This is a genomic window from Pseudomonas sp. RP-B7 (assembly GCF_059803535.1).
Genome location: NZ_JAPFHC010000024.1, coordinates 77,955 through 97,379, shown reverse-complemented (window position 1 = coordinate 97,379; position 19,425 = coordinate 77,955). Strand labels below are relative to the sequence as shown.

The window sequence follows — 19,425 nt, the reverse complement described above, 5'->3', positions numbered from 1 at the left end:
TGGCGTCCCCTAGGGGACTCGAACCCCTGTTACCGCCGTGAAAGGGCGGTGTCCTAGGCCACTAGACGAAGGGGACAAAACCTTCTGTACAACATGATCAGCGCTGAGAACTGATCGATTCAAGGACGGTGTGGCCAGACCTTGAACCTGTAAATTGGTGGAGCTAAACGGGATCGAACCGTTGACCTCTTGCATGCCATGCAAGCGCTCTCCCAGCTGAGCTATAGCCCCTCATCGGTGAGGACGGGGCGAATCTTAATGGCGGTTTGGAAGTGTGTCAAATTTATTTTCAACAATTTCCAAAGTTTTTTGCCGGGATAACAATCACTTACCGGCGAAACCCCGGAAAACCTGGGTTTCGCCGTTGCAGCAGGCTGATTAAGCGATAGCGCCCAACAGCTTTTCCCACTCTTTGTTTTCTTTCTTCGACACACCACCAAGCAAATCAAGGGCTTGGCGAAGACGGAAACGCGTGAGGTCCGGGCCGAGAATTTCCATCGCATCCAGCACCGATACCGAACTGGCCTGCCCGGTGATCGCGGCAAACATCAGCGGCATGGCATCGCGCAATTTCAATTCAAGGGATTCCACCACCGCCTGGATCGTCGCGGTGATCGCGTCCTTCTCCCATTGGCGCAGGCTTTCCAGCTTCCACAGGATCAACTGCATCAACTGGCGCACCTGATCGCCCGAGAGCTTCTTGGATTCGAACAACTTGGCATCCGGGTTCACGCCACCGGCAAAGAAGAAGCTGGCCAACGGTGCGACCTGGCTGAACGTCTCCACCCTGCCCTGCACCAGCGGTGCGATCTTCATCATGTACTCGGGGTTCAACGCCCACTGCTGCACGCGGCTGGCGAACTCTTCCACCGGCAGGTCACGCAACCATTGGCCGTTGAGCCACGACAGCTTCTCGATGTCGAAGATCGGCCCCCCCAAGGACACGCGGGACAGGTCAAAATTGTCGACCATTTCCTGCAGCGAGAACTTCTCGCGCTCGTCCGGCATCGACCAGCCCATGCGGCCCAGGTAGTTGAGCATCGCTTCCGGCATGAAGCCCATGCGCTCGTAGAACGTCACCGAGGTCGGGTTCTTGCGCTTGGACAGCTTGCTCTTGTCCGGGTTACGCAACAGCGGCATGTAGCACAGTTGTGGTTGTTCCCAACCGAAGTACTCGTAGAGCAGGATCAGCTTAGGCGCCGACGGCAGCCATTCTTCACCGCGCAGCACGTGGGTGATGCCCATCAGGTGGTCGTCGACCACGTTGGCCAGGAAGTACGTCGGCAGGCCGTCGGTCTTCATCAGCACTTGCATGTCCATGCGATCCCACGGGATCTCGACGTCACCGCGCAGCATGTCCGGCACCACGCACACGCCTTCGCTCGGCACCTTCATGCGGATCACATGGGGCTCGCCGGCCGCCAGGCGCTGGGCCACTTCTTCTTTCGACAGCAGCAGCGCGCGGCCGTCGTAACGCGGGGTTTCGCCACGCGCCTGTTGCTCGGCACGCATCTGGTCCAGCTCTTCGGCGGTGCAGAAGCATGGGAACGCGTGGCCCATGTCGACCAGTTGCTGGGTGTACTGCTTGTAGATGTCGCTGCGCTCGCTCTGGCGATACGGGCCGTGGGGACCACCGACGTCCGGGCCCTCGGCCCAGGTAATGCCCAACCAGCGCAGGGCATCGAAAATCTGCTGCTCCGACTCACGGGTCGAGCGCAGTTGGTCGGTGTCTTCGATCCGCAGGATGAATTCACCACCGTGCTGCTTGGCAAAGCAGTAGTTGAACAAGGCGATGTAGGCAGTGCCGACGTGGGGATCCCCAGTAGGCGATGGCGCGATGCGCGTGCGGACGGTGGTCATGGCGGGTCTCGAATTGGCGATAAAACTGGAATTGAAACAAGGCGCGAATGGTAACAGCCCTCGGCACTTGGGCTCCAGCAGAAGGGCATTTAGGCCAAGCTTCGGTCTGGAGGCCAGTCATGGCTATTGGACAGATGCTTGGCTGGCTATATTCCATTACCTCTTGTTACAGACACCTCGCCCATGCCAGCCCCACTGAAACGCCGACTGTTTATCTTCGTGTGCCTCGTAGTCCTGATCGGCCTGGGCTTCTTCGCCCAGTGGTTCTTCAAGGGCCGCTTCTATGAGAGCACCGACAACGCCTATGTGCAGGGTGAGATCACCCGCGTGTCCAGCCAGCTCGGCGCCCGCATCGTCGAGGTCAAGGTCGGCGATAACGAACACGTACAAAAAGGCCAGCTCCTGGTACAGCTCGAAGCCGACGACTTCCACCTCGCCGTCGACCGCGCCAACGCCGCCCTGGCCATGCGCGAGGCCGAACGCACCCAGGCACAAAGCAAACTCACCCAGCAAGCCAGCCTGATCGCCGCCGGCGCGGCCAAAGTCGCGTCAAGCCAGGCCAGCCTCGGCCGCTCGCAGATCGACCTGTCCCGCGCACAAACCCTGCGCAAGCCCGGCTACGTCTCGGAAGAACGCGTGACCACCCTCTCCGCCGACAACCACATCGCCCGCTCCCAGGTGACCATGGCCCAGGCCGACTTGCAGGGCCAGCGCCAGCAGGTCAACGCCCTCAACGCCGAGATCAAGCGCCTCGACGCGCTGATCGCCAACGCCAGGACTGACCTGGCCCAGGCCGAACTCAACCTCACCCGCAGCGAGATCCACGCGCCGATCAGCGGCCTGGTGGGCCAGCGCGCCGCACGCAACGGCCAGTACGTACAGGCCGGCGCCTACCTGCTGTCGATCGTCCCCGACCAAGACATCTGGATCCAGGCCAACTTCAAGGAAACCCAGATCGGCCACATGCAGCCCGGGCAAAAGGCCAAGCTGACCTTCGACGCCTACCCCGACACGCCCATCGAGGCCAAGGTCGACAGCCTGTTCGCCGCCTCCGGCGCGCAGTTCAGCCTGTTGCCGCCGGACAATGCCACGGGCAACTTCACCAAAGTCGTACAGCGCATCCCGGTAAAACTGACCTTCGCCACGGATAACCCGCTGCACGGCAAGATCCGTCCCGGCATGTCCGTGACCGTCAAAGTGAACATCAAAGACCAGCCCGATGGCCGGTGATCAACTGCTGCGCCCGCTCGGCGAACCGAGCCGGCGCGACTGGATCGCGGTGATGAGCGTGATGCTCGGCGCGTTCATGGCGGTGCTCGACATCCAGATCACCAACTCGTCGCTCAAGGACATCCAGGGCGCGCTGTCAGCCACCCTGGAAGAAGGCTCGTGGATTTCCACGTCCTACCTTGTAGCCGAAATCATCATGATCCCCCTCACCGCCTGGCTGGTGCAGTTGCTCTCGGCGCGGCGGCTGGCGGTCTGGGTGTCGGTGGGGTTCCTGATCGCCTCGTTGATGTGCTCCATGGCCTGGAGCCTGGAAAGCATGATCGTGTTCCGCGCCCTGCAAGGCTTTACCGGCGGTGCGCTGATCCCGCTGGCGTTCACCCTTACCCTGATCAAGCTACCCGAACACCACCGCGCCAAAGGCATGGCCATGTTCGCCATGACCGCCACCTTCGCGCCCTCCATCGGCCCGACCATCGGCGGCTGGCTCACGGAAAACTGGGGGTGGGAATACATCTTCTACATCAACGTGCCACCGGGCCTGCTGATGATCGCCGGGCTGCTCTATGGCCTGGAAAAAAAGGCCTCGAACTGGGACCTGCTGAAGAGCACCGACTACCTGGGCATCGCCACCCTGGCGGTGGGCCTCGGCTGCTTGCAGGTGTTTCTGGAGGAAGGCCACCGCAAAGACTGGCTTGAGTCGAACCTGATCGTCAGCCTCGGCAGCATCGCCCTGCTCAGCCTGATCACCTTTGTCATCGTGCAACTGTCCAAACCCAACCCACTGATCAACCTGGGCATCCTCGCCAACCGCAACTTTGGCCTGTCGAGCATTGCCAGCATCGGCATGGGCGTCGGCCTGTACGGCTCGATCTACCTGCTGCCGCTGTACCTGGCGCAGATCCAGAACTACAACGCCTTACAGATCGGCGAAGTGATCATGTGGATGGGCGTGCCCCAGCTGTTTCTGATTCCGCTGGTGCCCAAGCTGATGAAGTACGTGTCGCCCAAATGGCTATGCACTGTAGGATTCGGCCTGTTCGGCCTGGCGAGTTTTTCCTCGGGGGTGCTCAACCCGGACTTCGCCGGCAGCCAGTTCAACCAGATCCAGATCATCCGCGCCCTGGGGCAGCCGCTGATCATGGTAACCATCTCGCTGATCGCCACCGCCTACATCCTGCCCCAGGACGCAGGCTCGGCGTCGAGCCTGTTCAACATCCTGCGCAACCTGGGCGGCGCCATCGGCATTGCATTGCTGGCGACGCTGCTGGATGCGCGCACCAAGACCTATTTCGATTATTTGCGCGAGGCGATCGTGCCGACCAACCCGCAGGTGGCGGAGCGACTGGCAACACTGGCGCAGCAGTTCGGCAGCGACACCGCGGCGCTGGGCAAGCTCAGCGAGATCGCGCACCAGCAGGCGCAGATCATGGCCTACAACGATGCGTTTCACTTTGTCGGGTTGGCGCTGGGGGTCAGTATGGTCGCGGTGTTGTTGACCAAGACGTTGCCGGCGGGGTTGAAGGCTGGGGAGAGTCATTGAGACCGTGGTGCCGCTTTCGCGAGCAAGCCCGCTCCCACACTTGACCGCATTTCAACGTTAGAACACGGTCAAGTGTGGGAGCGGGCTTGCTCGCGAAGAGGCCAGTACCGTCAGCGCAAAATCAAACCGCCAACAACCGCTCGCGCAACTTGCCAATCTCATCGCGCGTCTGCGCCGCCGCTTCAAACTCCAGATCCCGCGCCAACTGGTACATTTTCTCTTCCAACTGGCGAATACGCTTGGTGATCTCGCTCGGCGAGCGCAGTTCGTTCTCGTACTTGGCGCTTTCCTCGGCCGCCTTGGCCATGCCTTTGCGCTTCTTGCTGCGCGAACCCGGTACGACAGCGCCTTCCATAATGTCGGCAACGTCCTTGAACACGCCCTTGGGCGTAATGCCATTGGCCAGGTTAAAGGCAATCTGCTTGTCGCGACGGCGCTCGGTCTCGCCAATCGCGCGCTCCATGGAGCCGGTGATGCGGTCGGCATAGAGAATCGCGCGGCCATTGAGGTTACGCGCGGCACGCCCAATGGTCTGGATCAGCGAACGCTCGGAGCGCAGGAAGCCCTCCTTGTCCGCGTCGAGGATCGCCACCAGCGACACTTCCGGCATGTCCAAACCTTCACGCAGCAGGTTGATCCCCACCAGCACGTCAAAGGTGCCCAGGCGCAGGTCGCGGATGATCTCCACGCGCTCCACGGTGTCGATGTCCGAGTGCAGGTAACGCACGCGTACGCCGTGGTCGGCAAGGTAGTCGGTCAAGTCTTCGGACATGCGCTTGGTCAGCGTGGTGACCAGCACCCGCTCTTCCAGCGCGACGCGTTTGTGGATTTCCGAGAGCAAGTCATCGACCTGGGTCAGCGCCGGGCGGATTTCGATTTCCGGGTCGACCAGGCCGGTCGGACGCACCAACTGCTCGATCACGCGGCCGGCATGCTCAGCCTCGTAGTTGCCCGGCGTCGCCGATACAAAAATCGTCTGCGGGCTGATGGCTTCCCACTCGTCAAACCGCATCGGCCGGTTGTCCAGCGCCGAAGGCAGGCGAAAACCGTATTCCACCAGCGTTTCTTTACGCGAACGGTCGCCCTTATACATCGCGCCGACCTGCGGCACGCTGACGTGGGATTCGTCGATCACCAGCAGCGCATCGTCCGGCAGGTAGTCATACAGCGTCGGCGGCGGCGCGCCAGAATCGCGGCCCGAGAGGTAGCGCGAGTAGTTTTCGATGCCGTTGCAGTAGCCCAACTCCAGGATCATCTCCAGGTCGAAGCGCGTGCGTTGCTCCAGGCGCTGGGCTTCCACCAGCTTGTTGTTGGCGCGCAGGTAGTCGAGACGCTCGGCCAGCTCCACCTTGATGTGCTCAACGGCGTCCAGCAAGGTTTCACGCGGCGTAACGTAGTGGCTTTTCGGATAGAAGGTGAAGCGTGGCAACTTGCGGATCACTTCGCCGGTCAACGGGTCGAAGGCCGACAGGCTTTCGACTTCATCGTCGAACAGTTCGATGCGGATCGCTTCCAGGTCGGACTCGGCCGGGTACACGTCGATCACATCGCCGCGCACGCGGAAGGTGGCGCGGGCGAAATCCATGTCGTTGCGGGTGTACTGCAAGCTCGTCAGTCGGCGCAACACTTCGCGCTGGTCGAGTTTGTCGCCCCGGTCGATGTGCAGCACCATCTTCAGGTAGCTTTCCGGGCTGCCCAGGCCGTAGATGCACGACACCGTGGTGACGATGATCGCGTCCTTGCGCTCCAGCAGCGCCTTGGTCGCCGACAAGCGCATCTGTTCGATGTGGTCGTTGATAGACGCATCTTTCTCGATGAAGGTGTCCGACGACGGCACGTAGGCTTCAGGCTGGTAGTAGTCGTAGTAGGAAACGAAGTACTCCACCGCGTTGTTCGGGAAGAACGCCTTGAACTCGCCGTAGAGCTGCGCGGCCAGGGTCTTGTTCGGTGCCAGCACCAGGGTCGGGCGATTGATCTGCGCGATCACGTTGGCGATGCTGAAGGTCTTGCCCGAACCGGTCACCCCGAGCAGCGTCTGGTGCGCCAGGCCGGCCTCGATGCCTTCGACCATCTGGCGAATCGCCTCGGGTTGATCGCCGGCGGGCTCGAAGCGGGTGACGAGTTGGAAATCCGACATAACGTACCTCTTGAAGTCACCCCAGACTGTAAACCCGTCGGGAACGAAAAAGACCACCACCCGCGAATATTCAGAGCGGGCAGCAGGAAAAAACCATGATAGCCGTAGAAGTGGTGGCGAATGTGACGGGTTTCAAGGCAATCGTCCTGCATGCCGCTGTCGATCTGCGTTGCAATAAGACTAACGGTCGGCAAATAAACCGAAAAACTTGGCCGAAAAGCCGTTTCGGTTGTCGCTCTCAGCCGTGATGGCCTCTATACTAGCTCCCCGTTTGTGCACCGCTCTAGTGCATTCGGCTGGAGCGCGACACGTCCCTCCCTTCCCCCATAGAGCTGCCGCAAAAATGAGCCTGTTCTCCGCTGTCGAAATGGCACCACGCGATCCTATCCTGGGCCTCAACGAAGCATTCAACGCCGACACTCGAACCACCAAGGTCAACCTTGGCGTAGGCGTTTACTGCAACGAGGAGGGGAAGATTCCACTCTTGCGTGCCGTTGCCGAAGCGGAAGCCATTCGCGTGGCGCAACACGCTGCCCGTGGCTACTTGCCAATCGACGGCATCGCGGCCTACGACAAGGCCGTGCAGACCCTGCTGTTTGGTGCTGAGTCGCCACTGCTGAACGCTGGCCGCGTCACCACCGTGCAAGCGGTTGGCGGCACCGGCGCGCTGAAAATCGGTGCTGACTTCCTCAAGCAACTGCTGCCAGGCGCCGTCGTCGCCATCAGCGACCCAAGCTGGGAAAACCACCGCGCCCTGTTCGAAACCGCCGGTTTCCCGGTGCAGAACTACCGCTACTACGACGCCGCCACCCATGACGTAAACCGTGCCGGCCTGCTCGAAGACCTCAACGCCCTGCCGCCGCAGTCCATCGTGGTGCTGCATGCCTGCTGCCACAACCCGACCGGCGTCGACCTGACCCCGGCCGACTGGCAGAACGTGCTGGACGTGGTCAAGGCCAAGCGCCTCGTACCGTTCCTCGACATGGCCTACCAGGGCTTTGGCGATGGCATCCACGAAGACGCCGCGGCCGTGCGCCTGTTCGCCGAGTCCGGTCTGACCTTCTTTGTGTCCAGCTCGTTCTCCAAGTCGTTCTCCCTGTACGGCGAACGTGTGGGCGCGCTGTCCATCGTCGGCGAATCCAAGGAAGAAAGCGCGCGCATCCTGTCCCAGGTCAAGCGTGTGATCCGCACCAACTACTCCAACCCGCCAACCCACGGCGCCGCGATTGTAGCTGCCGTGCTGAACAGTCCTGAGCTGCGCGCGCAGTGGGAAGCCGAACTGGCTGAAATGCGCCTGCGCATTCGTGGGATGCGTGAGCAGATGGTGTCGGAACTGGCCAAGGCTGCACCGGGCCATGACTTCAGCTTCGTCGGCCGCCAGCGTGGGATGTTCTCCTACTCCGGCCTGACCGTTGAGCAAGTCACCCGCCTGCGCACCGAGTTCGGCATCTACGCCCTCGACACCGGCCGCATCTGCGTGGCGGCGTTGAACCAGTCGAACATCGACGCAGTCACAAAGGCAATCGTCCAGGTCCTGTAAGCCTGGAGCCGTTGCACAGAAGGGGAAGCCGCTGGCTTCCCCTTTTTCGTATCCAGCCCCTAGACTGAACCTTGCCCGCCCCTTTGCTGTGAGAACCTTATGAGAAACGACGACCTGGACCTGCGTGCCGACCGCGACGAGCTGGATGACTATGTGCCCCGCGCGCCGCAACCCAAGCGCCAGAAGAGCCTGGTGTTGCAGGTAGCGCTAGGGGTGTTCCTCGGTGGCTTGGCGTTGTGGCTGGTGCAACTGGGGGCCACGGCACTGATGGCCAAGCTCGCCATGGGCACCCTGCAATTTGGCGGCTGACACCGATCAAACTGTGGCAGCTGGCTTGCCTGCGATGGCCTCTACTCGGTCATGCAGGACGATCGCGTCGCCTGCATCGCAGGCAAGCCAGCTCCCACACCTGATCTATGTTGGCTCTAGAACGCGCTCTTGCAGCAGCTTCACAAAGCTGTTGAGGCTCTGCGACACCGTGCCCCGCCGCCAGATCAGCCAGGTGTGCAGCACCCGGAATTTGTCCGTCAACGGCCACACACTCACCGCCGCAAACCCCGGCATGCTTTCCAACATGCTGCGCGGCATCAGCGCCAAGCCCGCACCGGCGCTGACGCAAGCCAACATGCCGTGATACGACTCGATCTCGAAAATCTTCCCCGGCACCGCACCGTCCTGGGAAAACCAACGTTCGAAATGATGCCGGTACGAGCAGTTCGAGCGGAACGTGTAGATATTCTCGCCATTCACATCCTGGCCCCGGGTGATGGGCGCGTGATGCAGCGGCGCGATCACCACCATTTCCTCCTCAAACACCGCCACGCCTTCCAGGGTCGCGTGCAACACCGGCCCATCGACAAACGCCGCCGCCAGGCGCCCCGATAGCACGCCTTCAATCATGGTGCCCGACGGTCCGGTGCTCAGGTCCAGCTCGACCTTGGTGTGTTTCTGGTTATACGCCGCGAGCAACGCCGGGATGCGCACCGCCGCCGTACTCTCCAGCGAGCCCAGGGCAAACGCACCCTGGGGCTCCTCCCCCGCCACCGTGGCGCGGGCCTCCTGCACCAGATCGAGAATGCGCCGCGCATAACCGAGGAAATTCCAGCCGGCCGGTGACAAGCGCAGGCGGCTTTTCTCGCGGATGAACAGTTCCACGCCCAGGTCCAGCTCCAGTTGCTTGATGCGGGTGGTCAGGTTCGACGGCACCCGATGAATCAACTGCGCGGCGGCGCTGATGCTGCCTTGCTCGGCAACGGCCTTGAAGATTTCCAGCTGCACCAGATCCAAGTCATTCTCCAATCGTGAATGTATTGCTCAATATTATTCAGTTTCCAGAAAAGAACCAGCCCCGTAACCTGAACTCAACTTATCCCTTGCGCAGGACGGTGCCATGAACGCAACTACCCACGCCCTCTCGATCAACCCGGCCAACGGTGAAACGGTCGGCAGCTACCCGTATGAAAGCGAGTCGCAGCTGAACGCCGCCCTCGACCGTGCCACCGCTGCCTTCCGCACCTGGCGCCACCAGCCGCTCAGCCAGCGCGCCGAACGGCTGCTGGCCCTGGCCGCCGCCCTGCGCGAACAAGCCGAAGAGATGGCGCAGATGATCACCCTGGAAATGGGCAAGCCCATCGCCCAGGCCCGCGCCGAAATCGAAAAATGCGCCCAGCTCAGTGACTGGTACGCCGCCCAGGGCCCGGCCATGCTCGCCCCGGAGCCGACCCTGGTGGACAACGGCAGCGCCCATATCGAATACCGCCCACTGGGCCCGATCCTCGCGGTGATGCCGTGGAACTTCCCGGTCTGGCAAGTGCTGCGCGGCGCCGTGCCGACAATGCTCGCCGGCAACACCTACGTGCTCAAGCACGCGCCGAACGTGATGGGCAGCGCCTACCTGATGCAGCAGGCATTCAAAAAAGCCGGCTTTGCTGAAGGCCTGTTCGAAGTGATCAACGTGACGACCGACGGCGTATCCAAAGCCATCGCCGACCCGCGCATCGCCGCCGTCACCCTCACCGGCAGCGTGCGCGCCGGTATGGCCATCGGCTCCCAGGCCGGTGCCGCGCTGAAAAAGTGTGTGCTGGAACTGGGCGGCTCCGACCCGTTCATCGTGCTCAACGACGCCGACCTTGACGCCGCGGTGCAAGCCGCCGTGATTGGACGCTTCCAGAACAGCGGGCAAGTCTGCGCCGCTGCCAAGCGTCTGATCATCGAAGCCGGCGTGGCCGAAGCCTTTACCGCCAAATTCCTCGCGGCCAGCCGTGCCCTGGTGATGGGCGACCCGACATCCGCCGCCACGTACATCGGCCCGATGGCCCGCTTCGACCTGCGCGACGAGCTGCACGGCCAGGTCCAGGCGACTCTTGAAGAAGGCGCGACCCTGCTACTGGGCGGCCATAAGGTCGCCGGTGCCGGCAACTACTATGAGCCGACCGTACTGGCAGGCGTCACCGACCAGATGACCTCGTTCAAACAGGAACTGTTCGGCCCGGTAGCCTCGATCATCACCGCCCGCGACGCCGACCACGCGGTAGCGCTGGCGAATGACAGCGAGTTCGGCCTGACCGCGAGCATCTTCACCACCGACGCGGCGAAGGCGCGGGATCTAGCCAACCGCCTGGAAACCGGCGGGATTTTCGTCAACGCCTTCAGCGTGTCCGACCCTCGGGTGGCGTTTGGCGGGATCAAGAAAAGCGGCTTTGGCCGTGAACTGTCACACTTCGGCGTGCGGGAATTCTGCAACGCGCAGACCGTGTGGCTGGACCGCAAATAACCCCCCGGCCGGGCTAACACCCTTGCCCCGCGCTGGGTGGCGAAGCCGCCCCAAATCCAGACAACCCGGTGTATCAGAAAGACCGAGGTGCCTGGGTTTGGGGCGGCTTCGCCACCCGGCGCGGGGCAAGCCCGCTCACTACAGACCGTTGGTCACTGGGTATTGATGAAGTGAAATTGCGCCCGGGCCTGTTCAACCGCGTGGCGCACTTTGTCCTGCTGCGCCTCACTGCCCGCGTAGTAGATATTCATCCCCTGCAAACCGAGGCCTTCGCAGGCGTTCTCAACAACCGCCACGTCGATTGAACTGCGCGCCCCAATGATCAAGAACCCACTGTCGCCCAGGCGCTGGGCGTTGAGCAGTTCTTGCCTGAGTTGGCCGGCATTCGCGCCGCCGCCCAGGACAGTCGCCAGCATGTCGCCGATCACACCATGGCTGGCGATCTTGACGCTGTGCAAACGCACCTTGTTGGCGCCGGCAGGCAGCGACATGACATGGGCAGTGGCGGCCTCGTCGAAAATCTGCGATTCGCTTTTACCCTGGGTCGCACAACCGGCGAGCAGGGTGATCAGGGCGAGGGCGACTAAACGTTTCACTGTATTTTCCTTGTATGGGGCGGTTCCGTGGCCGCGCATCATAAGAGACACGCGCCCTCACGTCCAAGATCGACTACCATACCGCGCCGGTTCCCCAACGGGACTAATAGGGAATCCGAAGCGCGGCCACCCGCGCCAATCGGAACTGCCCCCGCAACTGTAGGTGCTGAGCCTGCTCCCCACTGCCACTGGACGCTGTCCGGGAAGGCCGGAGCGTGGCGATGACGCATCAGTCAGGAGACCTGCCGGCCAAGCGTTATCACCAACCGGCGGGGTGTCCGGGAAGGGCATCCCTGGCCTGCCGGACCGGCAGCGTTCATGGCTGTATTTCCACTACCGTACCGCCCCAGCTCCCTGTACGGTCCCAACGGAGATTGCCCCATGCTGCCACGCATTACCGCCCTGCTCACCGGCCTGAGTGTTTGTGCCCTGGCCCACGCCGCGCCGACTGACTACCCGCTGACCCTGGAAAACTGCGGCAGCACCCTCACCTTCCAGCAAGCGCCGGCGCGCAGCGTGACCATCGGCCAGGCCGCCACCGAGATGCTTTATGCGTTGGGCGTGGGCGACAAAGTGGTCGGCACCTCACTGTGGTTCAACAGTGTGCTGCCGCAGTTCAAGGCACAGAACGAGCGCATCGAACGCCTGGCCGACAATGAGCCGAGCTTCGAAGCCGTGATCGCCAAGCGCCCGCAGTTGGTGGCCGCCGAGCTGGAATGGGTGGTCGGCGCACAAGGCGTGGTCGGCACCCGTGAGCAATTCCACGAACTGCAGATCCCCACCTACCTGCTGCCCTCCGACTGCGAAGGCAAGGACAACCTGGTGGGCGCCGACGGCACGCGGCTGGAGCCGTTCCGCATCGAGACCATCTACAAAAGCATCAGCCAACTGGCGGCGATCTTCGATGTGCAGGACCGCGGTCAACAGCTGAACGACGAACTCAAGGCGCGCCTGGCCAAGTCCGTCGCCACCGTGCGGAGCAAGGGCCTCAAGCAGGCCAGCGCACTGGTGTGGTTCTCCAGCGCCGAGCTGGCCAGCGACCCGTATGTCGCCGGGCACAAGGGCATTCCCGAATTCATGCTGCAAACCCTCGGCCTGCGCAACGTGGTGCAGTCCGATGAAGAATGGCCCGCCGTGGGCTGGGAAACCATCGCCAAGGCCAACCCGACCTTCCTCGTCATCGCCCGCATGGACCGCCGCCGCTACCCTGCCGACGACCATGAAAAGAAACTCGCCTTCCTGCGCAGCGACCCGGTCACCCGCAACATGGATGCGGTAAAAAACAACCGCATCATCATCCTCGACGCCCTGGCGTTGCAGGCCAGCATCCGCATGTTCGACGGCCTTGAGCAACTGGCCACGGCCATCGACGGCTACGACCTGCCGAAATGATTCGTGCCCTCCTCGCCCTGGCCCTACTCCTGGCCGCCGTGCTCGCCGGCGTGGCCATCGGCGAAACCGCCATCTCGCCGCAGGTCGTACTTCAGGTGCTGGCCAATAAACTGTGGGGCGCCGGCTACGTGCTCGACCCCATCGACGAAGGCGTAGTGTGGAACTACCGCCTGACCCGCGCGCTGGTCGCCGCCGCCTGCGGTGCCGGGCTGGCGACCTGCGGGGTGATCCTGCAATCGCTGCTGCGCAACCCGCTGGCCGACCCGTACCTGCTGGGCATCAGCGCCGGCGCCTCGACAGGTGCGGTGCTGGTGGCGCTGATCGGGGTGGGCGGCGGCTTGATTTCATTGTCGGCTGGCGCGTTTGTCGGCGCGATGGCGGCGTTTGCGCTGGTGATTTTATTGGCGCGGGCCAGCGGCTCGTCCAGCGGCACCGGGCAGATCATCCTCGCCGGCATTGCCGGTTCGCAGCTGTTCAACGCACTCACCGCATTCCTCATCACCAAATCCGCCAGCTCCGAACAGGCGCGCGGCATCATGTTCTGGCTGCTGGGCAACCTCAGCGGCGTGCGCTGGCCGTCGGTGTGGCTGGCGGTGCCGGTGGCGCTGGTGGGGTTGGCGGTGTGCCTGTGGCATCGCCGGGCGCTGGATGCGTTCACCTTTGGCACGGATTCGGCGGCGTCCCTGGGCATCCCGGTGCGCCGCGTGCAATTTGTGCTGGTGGGTTGCGCGGCGTTGGTGACGGCGGTGATGGTGTCGATTGTCGGCTCCATCGGCTTTGTCGGCTTGGTGATCCCCCATGCCGTGCGCCTGCTGCTCGGCACCGGGCATTCGCGCCTGCTGCCGGCCAGCGCGTTGGGGGGGGCGTTGTTCCTGATTGCCGCGGATGTGCTGTCGCGCACCTTGATCAAGGGCCAGGTGATCCCGGTGGGTGTGGTGACCGCGCTGGTAGGCGCGCCGGTGTTTGCGCTGATCCTGATCGGCCGGAGGAATGCGCGATGAGCGTGCTCAGTTGCCGTGGCCTGGGCTTCAGGGTGCGCGAAGCCGAGTTGCTGCGCGACATTCACCTGGAAGTGGAGCTGGGCGAGACCCTCGGTATCGTCGGGCCGAACGGTTCCGGCAAATCCACCCTGCTCAAGCTGCTCGCCGGGTTGCGTACCCCGGCGTGTGGCGACGTGCTGCTGGGCGGCCAGCGCCTCGGGCAGCTGTCGCGCCGCAGCATCGCGCAACAGTTGGCCGTGGTAGAGCAACAGGCCGACACCGATGACGCCATCCGCGTGTTCGACGCCGTGGCCCTGGGCCGCACGCCGTGGCTGTCGGCGCTGAGCCCGTGGTCGGATGCAGACGACGCCATCGTGCGCCAAGCCCTGCACGACGTGGACGCCACCCACCTGGCCCAACGCGCCTGGCGCAGCCTTTCCGGCGGCGAGCGCCAACGCGTGCACATCGCCCGCGCCCTGGCGCAACGGCCGCAGATCCTGTTGCTGGATGAGCCGACCAATCACCTGGATATTCAGCATCAACTGGCGATCTTGAAAGGCGTGCAAGCGCTGCCGGTGACGACGCTGATTGCCCTGCATGACCTGAACCAGGCGCTGACCTGTGATCGCCTGGCGGTGTTGGACCACGGGCGATTGGTGGCGCTGGGCAAGCCGCTGGAAGTGCTGACGCCGCAGCGTTTGCAAGACACATTCGGGGTGCAGGCGCACTACCTCACAGACCCGTTCGACGGCGCGCAGATACTGCGGCTGCGTTCCAACTAAACACGGGGAGTCCAGTGGTGCTTCTTCAGGCCACTACAGCAGCCGCTGCATGTGCGTGGTCTGCCACACCGGATCAGCTTCCACGTCCACCACCGCAAACCCCTGCCGCCGCCAAAACTCAATCGCACCCGGCAGAAACGGATGGGTGTGCAGGTACATCACCTCCACCCCCTGCGCGTGCGCCAGCACCTCCAGCGCACGGTACAACTCCCTCGCCAATCCAGAACGGCGGAACGCTGGCAGCACAAACAGGCGCACCACTTCCACGGTCCGGCGCCCCTGGTAATCCAACTGGGGAAAACGCCCGTCATAGGGCAAGTAGCCAATCGCGGCAACAATTTCGTCGCCAGCGCGGGCGATCAAAAACCGGCCGCTGCCTTGCACGTAAACCGCCTCGAACTGTGCAAGATCGTTCGGCATACCTGCATCGCTGAGCTTGGGAAACAGCTCGCCACGGGCGTGCAGCACAAAGGCCAGTACCTCGGGAATAGCCGGCGTATCAACCGGCTGGATCAGCATTGTCACGCTTCACCCACGGCGCTTACCGCCTGAATCCGTTGCAGAATCCACGCCCGGCTGTGCTCCAGCACCGCCGCCCCCACCCCCAGCGGAAAATGAATAAACCCATGTGCCGCTTCGGGCACCAGGTACGCCTCAGTCCCAGGCCAGCGCTCGGCGATCAACAGCGTGTCGTCTTTAAGCGGGTCCAACGTGCCCACCCACATCAACGCCGGCGGCAACCCGTTGAAGTCGCCATACAGCGGTGACAATGGTGCCTGCCGACGTCCTTCATCGCTCAACCCCGGCGTCAGCAGGCGTAGCGCCTCGACCATGCCCGGCCCGTCCAGCAACAAGGTGTGCGGCCCCGCCGCGCGTACGCTGGGCGTGCCGCTCAAATCGTAAACGCCGTAGTACAACAGCGCGCCGCACACCCGCTGGAGCAGCTCTGGTGATTGCTTCAGCGCCAGCAACGTCGCTGCCGCCAGATGCCCGCCGGCCGATTCGCCGACAACGACCACCGGCAACCCGGCAAACTCCTCGGCGCTGAGCAACCAACGCGCCGCCGCCAGGCAATCGTCCATCAAGCCTGCCACCGGCGTGTCCACCGCCAGCCGGTAGTCCACCGACACCACCGCGACGTCGCAGGCATTGACCATGCCCAGGTTGAGATCGTCGTCCATCTGCGCGTTGCCGATCACCCAGCCGCCGCCGTGAATATCCAGCACCACGCCCTTGGGTTTGCCGACTGGCCGCAGGATACGCACGGGGACGTTGCCGGCGAGCCGGGTTTGCGCCACGGGCGAGCGCTTGAACACCTGACCGGCGCGCAACAGCGCCTGGATCAAGCGCGGCGTCACACGGTTGCGGATCTTGAAGCGCGGCAGCCACGCGAGCTTTTTGTTGAAACGGCGCATTTCGGCCAGCTGGGGTTCGCTGGCAGGCCATGGTTTATAGGGCATCAGCGGTTACTGCGCAGGATCGAGAAGTTCAGCGCCGCCGCCACACACAGCCACGCCAGGTAGGGGAACAGGATCAACCCGGTGATCAGATCCAGACGCACCGCCAGCACCACCATCGTCGCCACGGTCAGCCACAACACCGCCAGGATCACCATCCCGGCCAGGATGCGATGCGCGCCGAAGAACACCGGCGTCCACAACGTATTCAACGCAATCTGCGCCGCCCACAACGCCAACACCACCTGGCTGTCCGGGATCAGGCTGAGGCGATAACCGGCCCAGGCCAGCAGCAGATAAATCAGTGTCCACGCCACCGGAAACAGCCAGTTGGGCGGCGTGAAGCTGGGCTTGACGAGGGATTCGTACCACGCGCCGGGCTTGAACAGCAGGCCGGTACTGGCGGCGGCGACGCAGGCGAGCAGGAAGATGAAGAAAGTCATGGTCGGTCCTTGGCTGGGCATTTCAACTTGGACGGGCAGCACAGGGGTAAAAGTTCACGCCCCCTTCAAACACCCGCTTGCGCCGCGCCGGGTGGCGCAGCCGCCCCACCCCAGACACCGCGTTATCCCGTCAAACCGTGTCGGCAGGGTTTGGTTCCAGGATCTTGAGCCAGGGCCAGCGGGCCTGATAACTCAGCGCCTTCTGGGCAAACAACTGCGGCTCCGGGTGATGGGGATTGATCCGCAACACCCCCTGCTCGACATCTTCCAACCCATACGGCGCATACACCTCGCCCGTCGCCACGTCCAAGCCAATGCACGTGCCCGCCACCAGGTAACGATCAATCCCCTGTCTGGCGGTGTGCAATTGCGGGTAAGGCCGCCCAAACCGCTGGCCATACCAAAGATGCACCCGCGCCTGGTTCCTCACCTCGACATTCACACCCAGGTCGTCGAACAACCGCTGCGCCGCACGTATGACCTTGTCCTCAGCCTCATAGGACAGATCCGTATCAAAGTAAAAAACGTCGTAGTCCTTCACCCCATGCCCAGCAGGCCGGTTCGCCTGATGGTTCCACACCGCCTGGAACAAGCAGCCGGCGGTGAGCAAACACTGATCCAACCCCAGCGTCGGCAAACGCGCGGTGATCTCGGCATTGATGGGGTTGGCCATGGCCAATTCGAGCAAGCGGTCGACGGTCAATGTCATGTGTATTCCCTTCAAACCATGTGTCGCGCCACGCCCTTCAATTCACTCCTGGGTAGGACTCCACATATTGAATGGTGAAGTCCGGATACGAATCGACAATCTGGATCTTGTAATCGGGAAACGAACTCACCGTCTGCCATTTTCCAACTGAGTCAGGGTAAATACTCACCTGTTGCACTTTGAGGTCAGGGTATTGGTTCACTACCTTGACCTTGTAGTCGGGGTAGCTGTCGACGAACTGGATCTTGCCGTAAATCCTCGAGACATCCACCGAAGACGCGGCCGAAACGCACAGAGGGGAAATCAGCAGCAGTGACGCGACAACAGCTTTAAACATGAGCATTTCATCCTGAAATATGAAGCGTCCACGGACTATCAGCCCTTCAACTCACTGGCCCGGTGGCTTGCCGCGTCATCGTAAGCCACGTACAGCGACTCGGCGACCTGGCTTTTGATGGCTTTGGTCGACTCCAGCCCCAACACAAAACCTTCCGCCTTGCCGCCGGCACGGTTGAGTTCTTCGTGGGTCGATGCACCGGTGATGGCGTCGAGGAGCTTAGCGGCGTGGGGGCCGACGCCTTTGGGCAGGCTGATCTGGTCGATGGACATGGGCGATACCTTGAAAAAGAGAGGTCGGTAGCGCGTGCAACAGCTGCCGGGGGCGACATGGTAGACCTATCTGCCCAGCGCTTTGGGAAATATCTCCTCCGGCGCGAGTACATCGTCAGCTCTTACCTACCGACCAGACTTTTCCTAAATGAAGCCAGGAAGCGTCCGACTGTACTTCAAAAAACCAGATCATCAGGGTAACTGCGCGATAAGCGCGCGTTTACTTTGTACGAGAGAACTCAGCCATGACCACGGAGGAATTTTGGAACTCATGGCTAGCAATCTGGTTTTTGGCTGGCCCATTGCTGCTCGAAATCGTAAGTATTGGGTACAGCCTGCACCTAAGTCACCGGCACTTGAGCGCCATGAAAGACGCGCTGAAAAATAGCCGTTATATCTATCTTTGGGGACCGAGTTTGGGAAAGCGCGGTTTAATTTGGTCGCTTCTTGAAATGGCAAAAATCACAAGGATGATAATGATGCCAAGAACGTATATCCGCATTGGCGACCTAAATGCAGCCAATCACGAAAAGTTTCCCCCTCACCTCAAGCGCCTGCTCAAAATCCATCTAGCGATGATAATTGTTACTGGTGTTTGGCTAGCGATAATCTTCGTGCTTTTAAAATTCAGGTAATTAGAACGGGCCTCACCCGAGGCCCGCGGGCGGAATTCAATTTCAGAAAGTGGCTACAAAAGGGCTGGCCGGAACCTACAGCGATGGCCTAAAAATTCGACCGTTGCACCAATCAATTGCGCAGTTCAAGCCAGGATAAATCCCAAAGCCATCCGGCACCTTGCTCCGTTGCCTACGCCTGCGTCAGAATCCGCCGGCTTGTGCGCTGGAGTGGCGAAATCTAAGGTTGCGCGGTCGCTGAATTTCTCGGTGATCGGGTTTAGTAGCCTACGATTTAACCTAACAACTGCATGAGCATCATCTATCAGACGTCCTTGTCTGTGCTTGATGGTGGCTGTGCGCAGGGCGCCCTCGGGCGCGCCGGTTTTGTTAGGTTCCACCGGTCTACTAACCTGCGTACAGCTACCGCCTTATTGTTTAGTAGCGATGAGGTAGTGGCCCCAAGCAAGGAACTTAACCATGACTAACGATTCAACCGGTCTCTTTAGCGTCGCTCCCGGCGCAAGCAATGAAGCTCTCATCACCAATAGCTACGAAACCTTCACCTCGGTCAGCACCCTGCTGCTCGACCTTTCCGAAGAGTTGAACGGCAAGCAGCGCGACATTGCGCTGGCCATTCATCAGCTGAGTGAATTGGGCGTGCTACTCACCGCCAAGCTTTTGGACCGTGAGACGCCTTGTTCCGGATGAGCATTTGCCATTCGGGGTGCTAATTCGACTGGAAGCGGAATTGGAGGGTTGA

20 protein-coding genes, 2 tRNA genes and 1 riboswitch are annotated in these 19,425 nt (G+C 62.0%); of the genes, 10 read left to right on the top strand and 12 right to left on the bottom strand.

Annotation, left to right across the window (positions count from 1 at the left end; translation table 11 throughout):
• The 3 genes from OPU96_RS20655 to gltX all read right to left on the bottom strand — a co-directional run bounded on the left by OPU96_RS20655 (position 1) and on the right by gltX (position 1,860).
• Positions 1 to 76, bottom strand: a tRNA-Glu gene (locus OPU96_RS20655).
• Positions 77 to 155: 79 nt separating this feature from the next.
• Positions 156 to 231: transfer RNA gene (locus OPU96_RS20650), tRNA-Ala, on the bottom strand.
• 147 nt (positions 232 to 378) lie between these two features.
• Positions 379 to 1,860: a glutamate--tRNA ligase gene (gene gltX / locus OPU96_RS20645; protein WP_053128828.1), complete on the bottom strand. Its 1,482-nt coding sequence runs from the start codon at positions 1,858 to 1,860 to the stop codon at positions 379 to 381.
• A gap of 183 nt (positions 1,861 to 2,043) precedes the next feature.
• On the opposite strand from gltX, the gene OPU96_RS20640 reads away from it, so the two are divergent.
• Complete coding sequence (locus OPU96_RS20640; RefSeq protein WP_498559594.1) at positions 2,044 to 3,090, top strand: HlyD family secretion protein; 1,047 nt, start codon at positions 2,044 to 2,046, stop codon at positions 3,088 to 3,090.
• Positions 3,080 to 4,630 (top strand): MDR family MFS transporter, encoded by a 1,551-nt coding sequence (locus OPU96_RS20635; RefSeq protein ID WP_498559593.1) that lies wholly within the window; start codon positions 3,080 to 3,082, stop codon positions 4,628 to 4,630. The genes OPU96_RS20640 and OPU96_RS20635 overlap by 11 nt, the downstream gene beginning before the upstream one ends.
• A gap of 121 nt (positions 4,631 to 4,751) precedes the next feature.
• Here OPU96_RS20635 and uvrB read toward each other — a convergent pair whose 3' ends face one another.
• The gene (uvrB, locus tag OPU96_RS20630; protein WP_192296851.1) at positions 4,752 to 6,767 is read right to left on the bottom strand and encodes an excinuclease ABC subunit UvrB; all 2,016 of its coding nucleotides are present in this window, start codon (positions 6,765 to 6,767) and stop codon (positions 4,752 to 4,754) included.
• Between the two features lie 343 nt (positions 6,768 to 7,110).
• Between uvrB and OPU96_RS20625 the strand changes: the two genes are divergently transcribed.
• Positions 7,111 to 8,307 carry an amino acid aminotransferase gene (locus tag OPU96_RS20625; RefSeq protein ID WP_192296852.1) on the top strand — a complete coding sequence of 399 codons (1,197 nt, stop codon included), beginning with the start codon at positions 7,111 to 7,113 and terminating at the stop codon, positions 8,305 to 8,307.
• A gap of 99 nt (positions 8,308 to 8,406) precedes the next feature.
• Positions 8,407 to 8,616, top strand: a complete 210-nt coding sequence (locus OPU96_RS20620; protein WP_105524885.1) for a hypothetical protein — start codon at positions 8,407 to 8,409, stop codon at positions 8,614 to 8,616.
• Between the two features lie 105 nt (positions 8,617 to 8,721).
• On the opposite strand, the gene ptrR is transcribed toward OPU96_RS20620, so the two are convergent.
• Positions 8,722 to 9,594 carry a putrescine utilization regulator PtrR gene (gene ptrR / locus OPU96_RS20615; protein ID WP_498559592.1) on the bottom strand — a complete coding sequence of 291 codons (873 nt, stop codon included), beginning with the start codon at positions 9,592 to 9,594 and terminating at the stop codon, positions 8,722 to 8,724.
• Between the two features lie 103 nt (positions 9,595 to 9,697).
• Between ptrR and OPU96_RS20610 the strand changes: the two genes are divergently transcribed.
• Positions 9,698 to 11,080, top strand: coding sequence for an aldehyde dehydrogenase family protein (locus OPU96_RS20610; RefSeq protein ID WP_498559591.1), 1,383 nt, complete (start codon positions 9,698 to 9,700; stop codon positions 11,078 to 11,080).
• Between the two features lie 152 nt (positions 11,081 to 11,232).
• Here the strand turns inward: OPU96_RS20610 and OPU96_RS20605 are convergent, their stop codons facing one another.
• Positions 11,233 to 11,676, bottom strand: coding sequence for a hypothetical protein (locus tag OPU96_RS20605; RefSeq protein ID WP_226455100.1), 444 nt, complete (start codon positions 11,674 to 11,676; stop codon positions 11,233 to 11,235).
• 70 nt (positions 11,677 to 11,746) lie between these two features.
• A riboswitch (cobalamin riboswitch) is annotated at positions 11,747 to 11,940 on the top strand.
• Positions 11,941 to 12,057: 117 nt separating this feature from the next.
• On the opposite strand from OPU96_RS20605, the gene OPU96_RS20600 reads away from it, so the two are divergent.
• From OPU96_RS20600 to OPU96_RS20590, 3 genes are read left to right on the top strand one after another with little or no spacing between them, the layout of a single operon-like run.
• Positions 12,058 to 13,068 (top strand): ABC transporter substrate-binding protein, encoded by a 1,011-nt coding sequence (locus OPU96_RS20600; RefSeq protein WP_498559590.1) that lies wholly within the window; start codon positions 12,058 to 12,060, stop codon positions 13,066 to 13,068.
• Complete coding sequence (locus OPU96_RS20595; RefSeq protein WP_192296857.1) at positions 13,065 to 14,069, top strand: FecCD family ABC transporter permease; 1,005 nt, start codon at positions 13,065 to 13,067, stop codon at positions 14,067 to 14,069. The genes OPU96_RS20600 and OPU96_RS20595 overlap by 4 nt, the downstream gene beginning before the upstream one ends.
• Positions 14,066 to 14,830 (top strand): ABC transporter ATP-binding protein, encoded by a 765-nt coding sequence (locus OPU96_RS20590; protein WP_498559589.1) that lies wholly within the window; start codon positions 14,066 to 14,068, stop codon positions 14,828 to 14,830. Before OPU96_RS20595 ends, OPU96_RS20590 begins: the two co-directional genes overlap by 4 nt.
• A 33-nt stretch (positions 14,831 to 14,863) precedes the next feature.
• On the opposite strand, the gene OPU96_RS20585 is transcribed toward OPU96_RS20590, so the two are convergent.
• The 6 genes from OPU96_RS20585 to OPU96_RS20560 all read right to left on the bottom strand — a co-directional run bounded on the left by OPU96_RS20585 (position 14,864) and on the right by OPU96_RS20560 (position 18,048).
• Complete coding sequence (locus tag OPU96_RS20585; RefSeq protein WP_498559588.1) at positions 14,864 to 15,349, bottom strand: GNAT family N-acetyltransferase; 486 nt, start codon at positions 15,347 to 15,349, stop codon at positions 14,864 to 14,866.
• A 2-nt stretch (positions 15,350 to 15,351) separates the two neighbouring features.
• The gene (locus OPU96_RS20580; RefSeq protein ID WP_498559587.1) at positions 15,352 to 16,290 is read right to left on the bottom strand and encodes an alpha/beta hydrolase fold domain-containing protein; all 939 of its coding nucleotides are present in this window, start codon (positions 16,288 to 16,290) and stop codon (positions 15,352 to 15,354) included.
• The gene (gene tspO / locus OPU96_RS20575; protein WP_305391245.1) at positions 16,290 to 16,730 is read right to left on the bottom strand and encodes a tryptophan-rich sensory protein TspO; all 441 of its coding nucleotides are present in this window, start codon (positions 16,728 to 16,730) and stop codon (positions 16,290 to 16,292) included. The genes OPU96_RS20580 and tspO overlap by 1 nt, the downstream gene beginning before the upstream one ends.
• A 130-nt stretch (positions 16,731 to 16,860) precedes the next feature.
• Positions 16,861 to 17,439, bottom strand: a complete 579-nt coding sequence (locus OPU96_RS20570; RefSeq protein WP_192296861.1) for a nucleotidyltransferase family protein — start codon at positions 17,437 to 17,439, stop codon at positions 16,861 to 16,863.
• 37 nt (positions 17,440 to 17,476) lie between these two features.
• Positions 17,477 to 17,776 (bottom strand): 7(1) septoil knot domain-containing protein, encoded by a 300-nt coding sequence (locus tag OPU96_RS20565; protein ID WP_305391247.1) that lies wholly within the window; start codon positions 17,774 to 17,776, stop codon positions 17,477 to 17,479.
• 38 nt (positions 17,777 to 17,814) lie between these two features.
• Positions 17,815 to 18,048: a hypothetical protein gene (locus tag OPU96_RS20560; protein ID WP_498559586.1), complete on the bottom strand. Its 234-nt coding sequence runs from the start codon at positions 18,046 to 18,048 to the stop codon at positions 17,815 to 17,817.
• A gap of 245 nt (positions 18,049 to 18,293) precedes the next feature.
• Here OPU96_RS20560 and OPU96_RS20555 point away from each other — a divergent pair, with 245 nt between their 5' ends.
• Together OPU96_RS20555 and OPU96_RS20550 are read left to right on the top strand one after the other, a co-directional pair.
• Positions 18,294 to 18,683, top strand: coding sequence for a hypothetical protein (locus OPU96_RS20555; protein ID WP_498559585.1), 390 nt, complete (start codon positions 18,294 to 18,296; stop codon positions 18,681 to 18,683).
• 459 nt (positions 18,684 to 19,142) lie between these two features.
• Positions 19,143 to 19,373 carry a DUF6124 family protein gene (locus OPU96_RS20550; RefSeq protein WP_226455091.1) on the top strand — a complete coding sequence of 77 codons (231 nt, stop codon included), beginning with the start codon at positions 19,143 to 19,145 and terminating at the stop codon, positions 19,371 to 19,373.
• Positions 19,374 to 19,425: the final 52 nt, after the last annotated feature.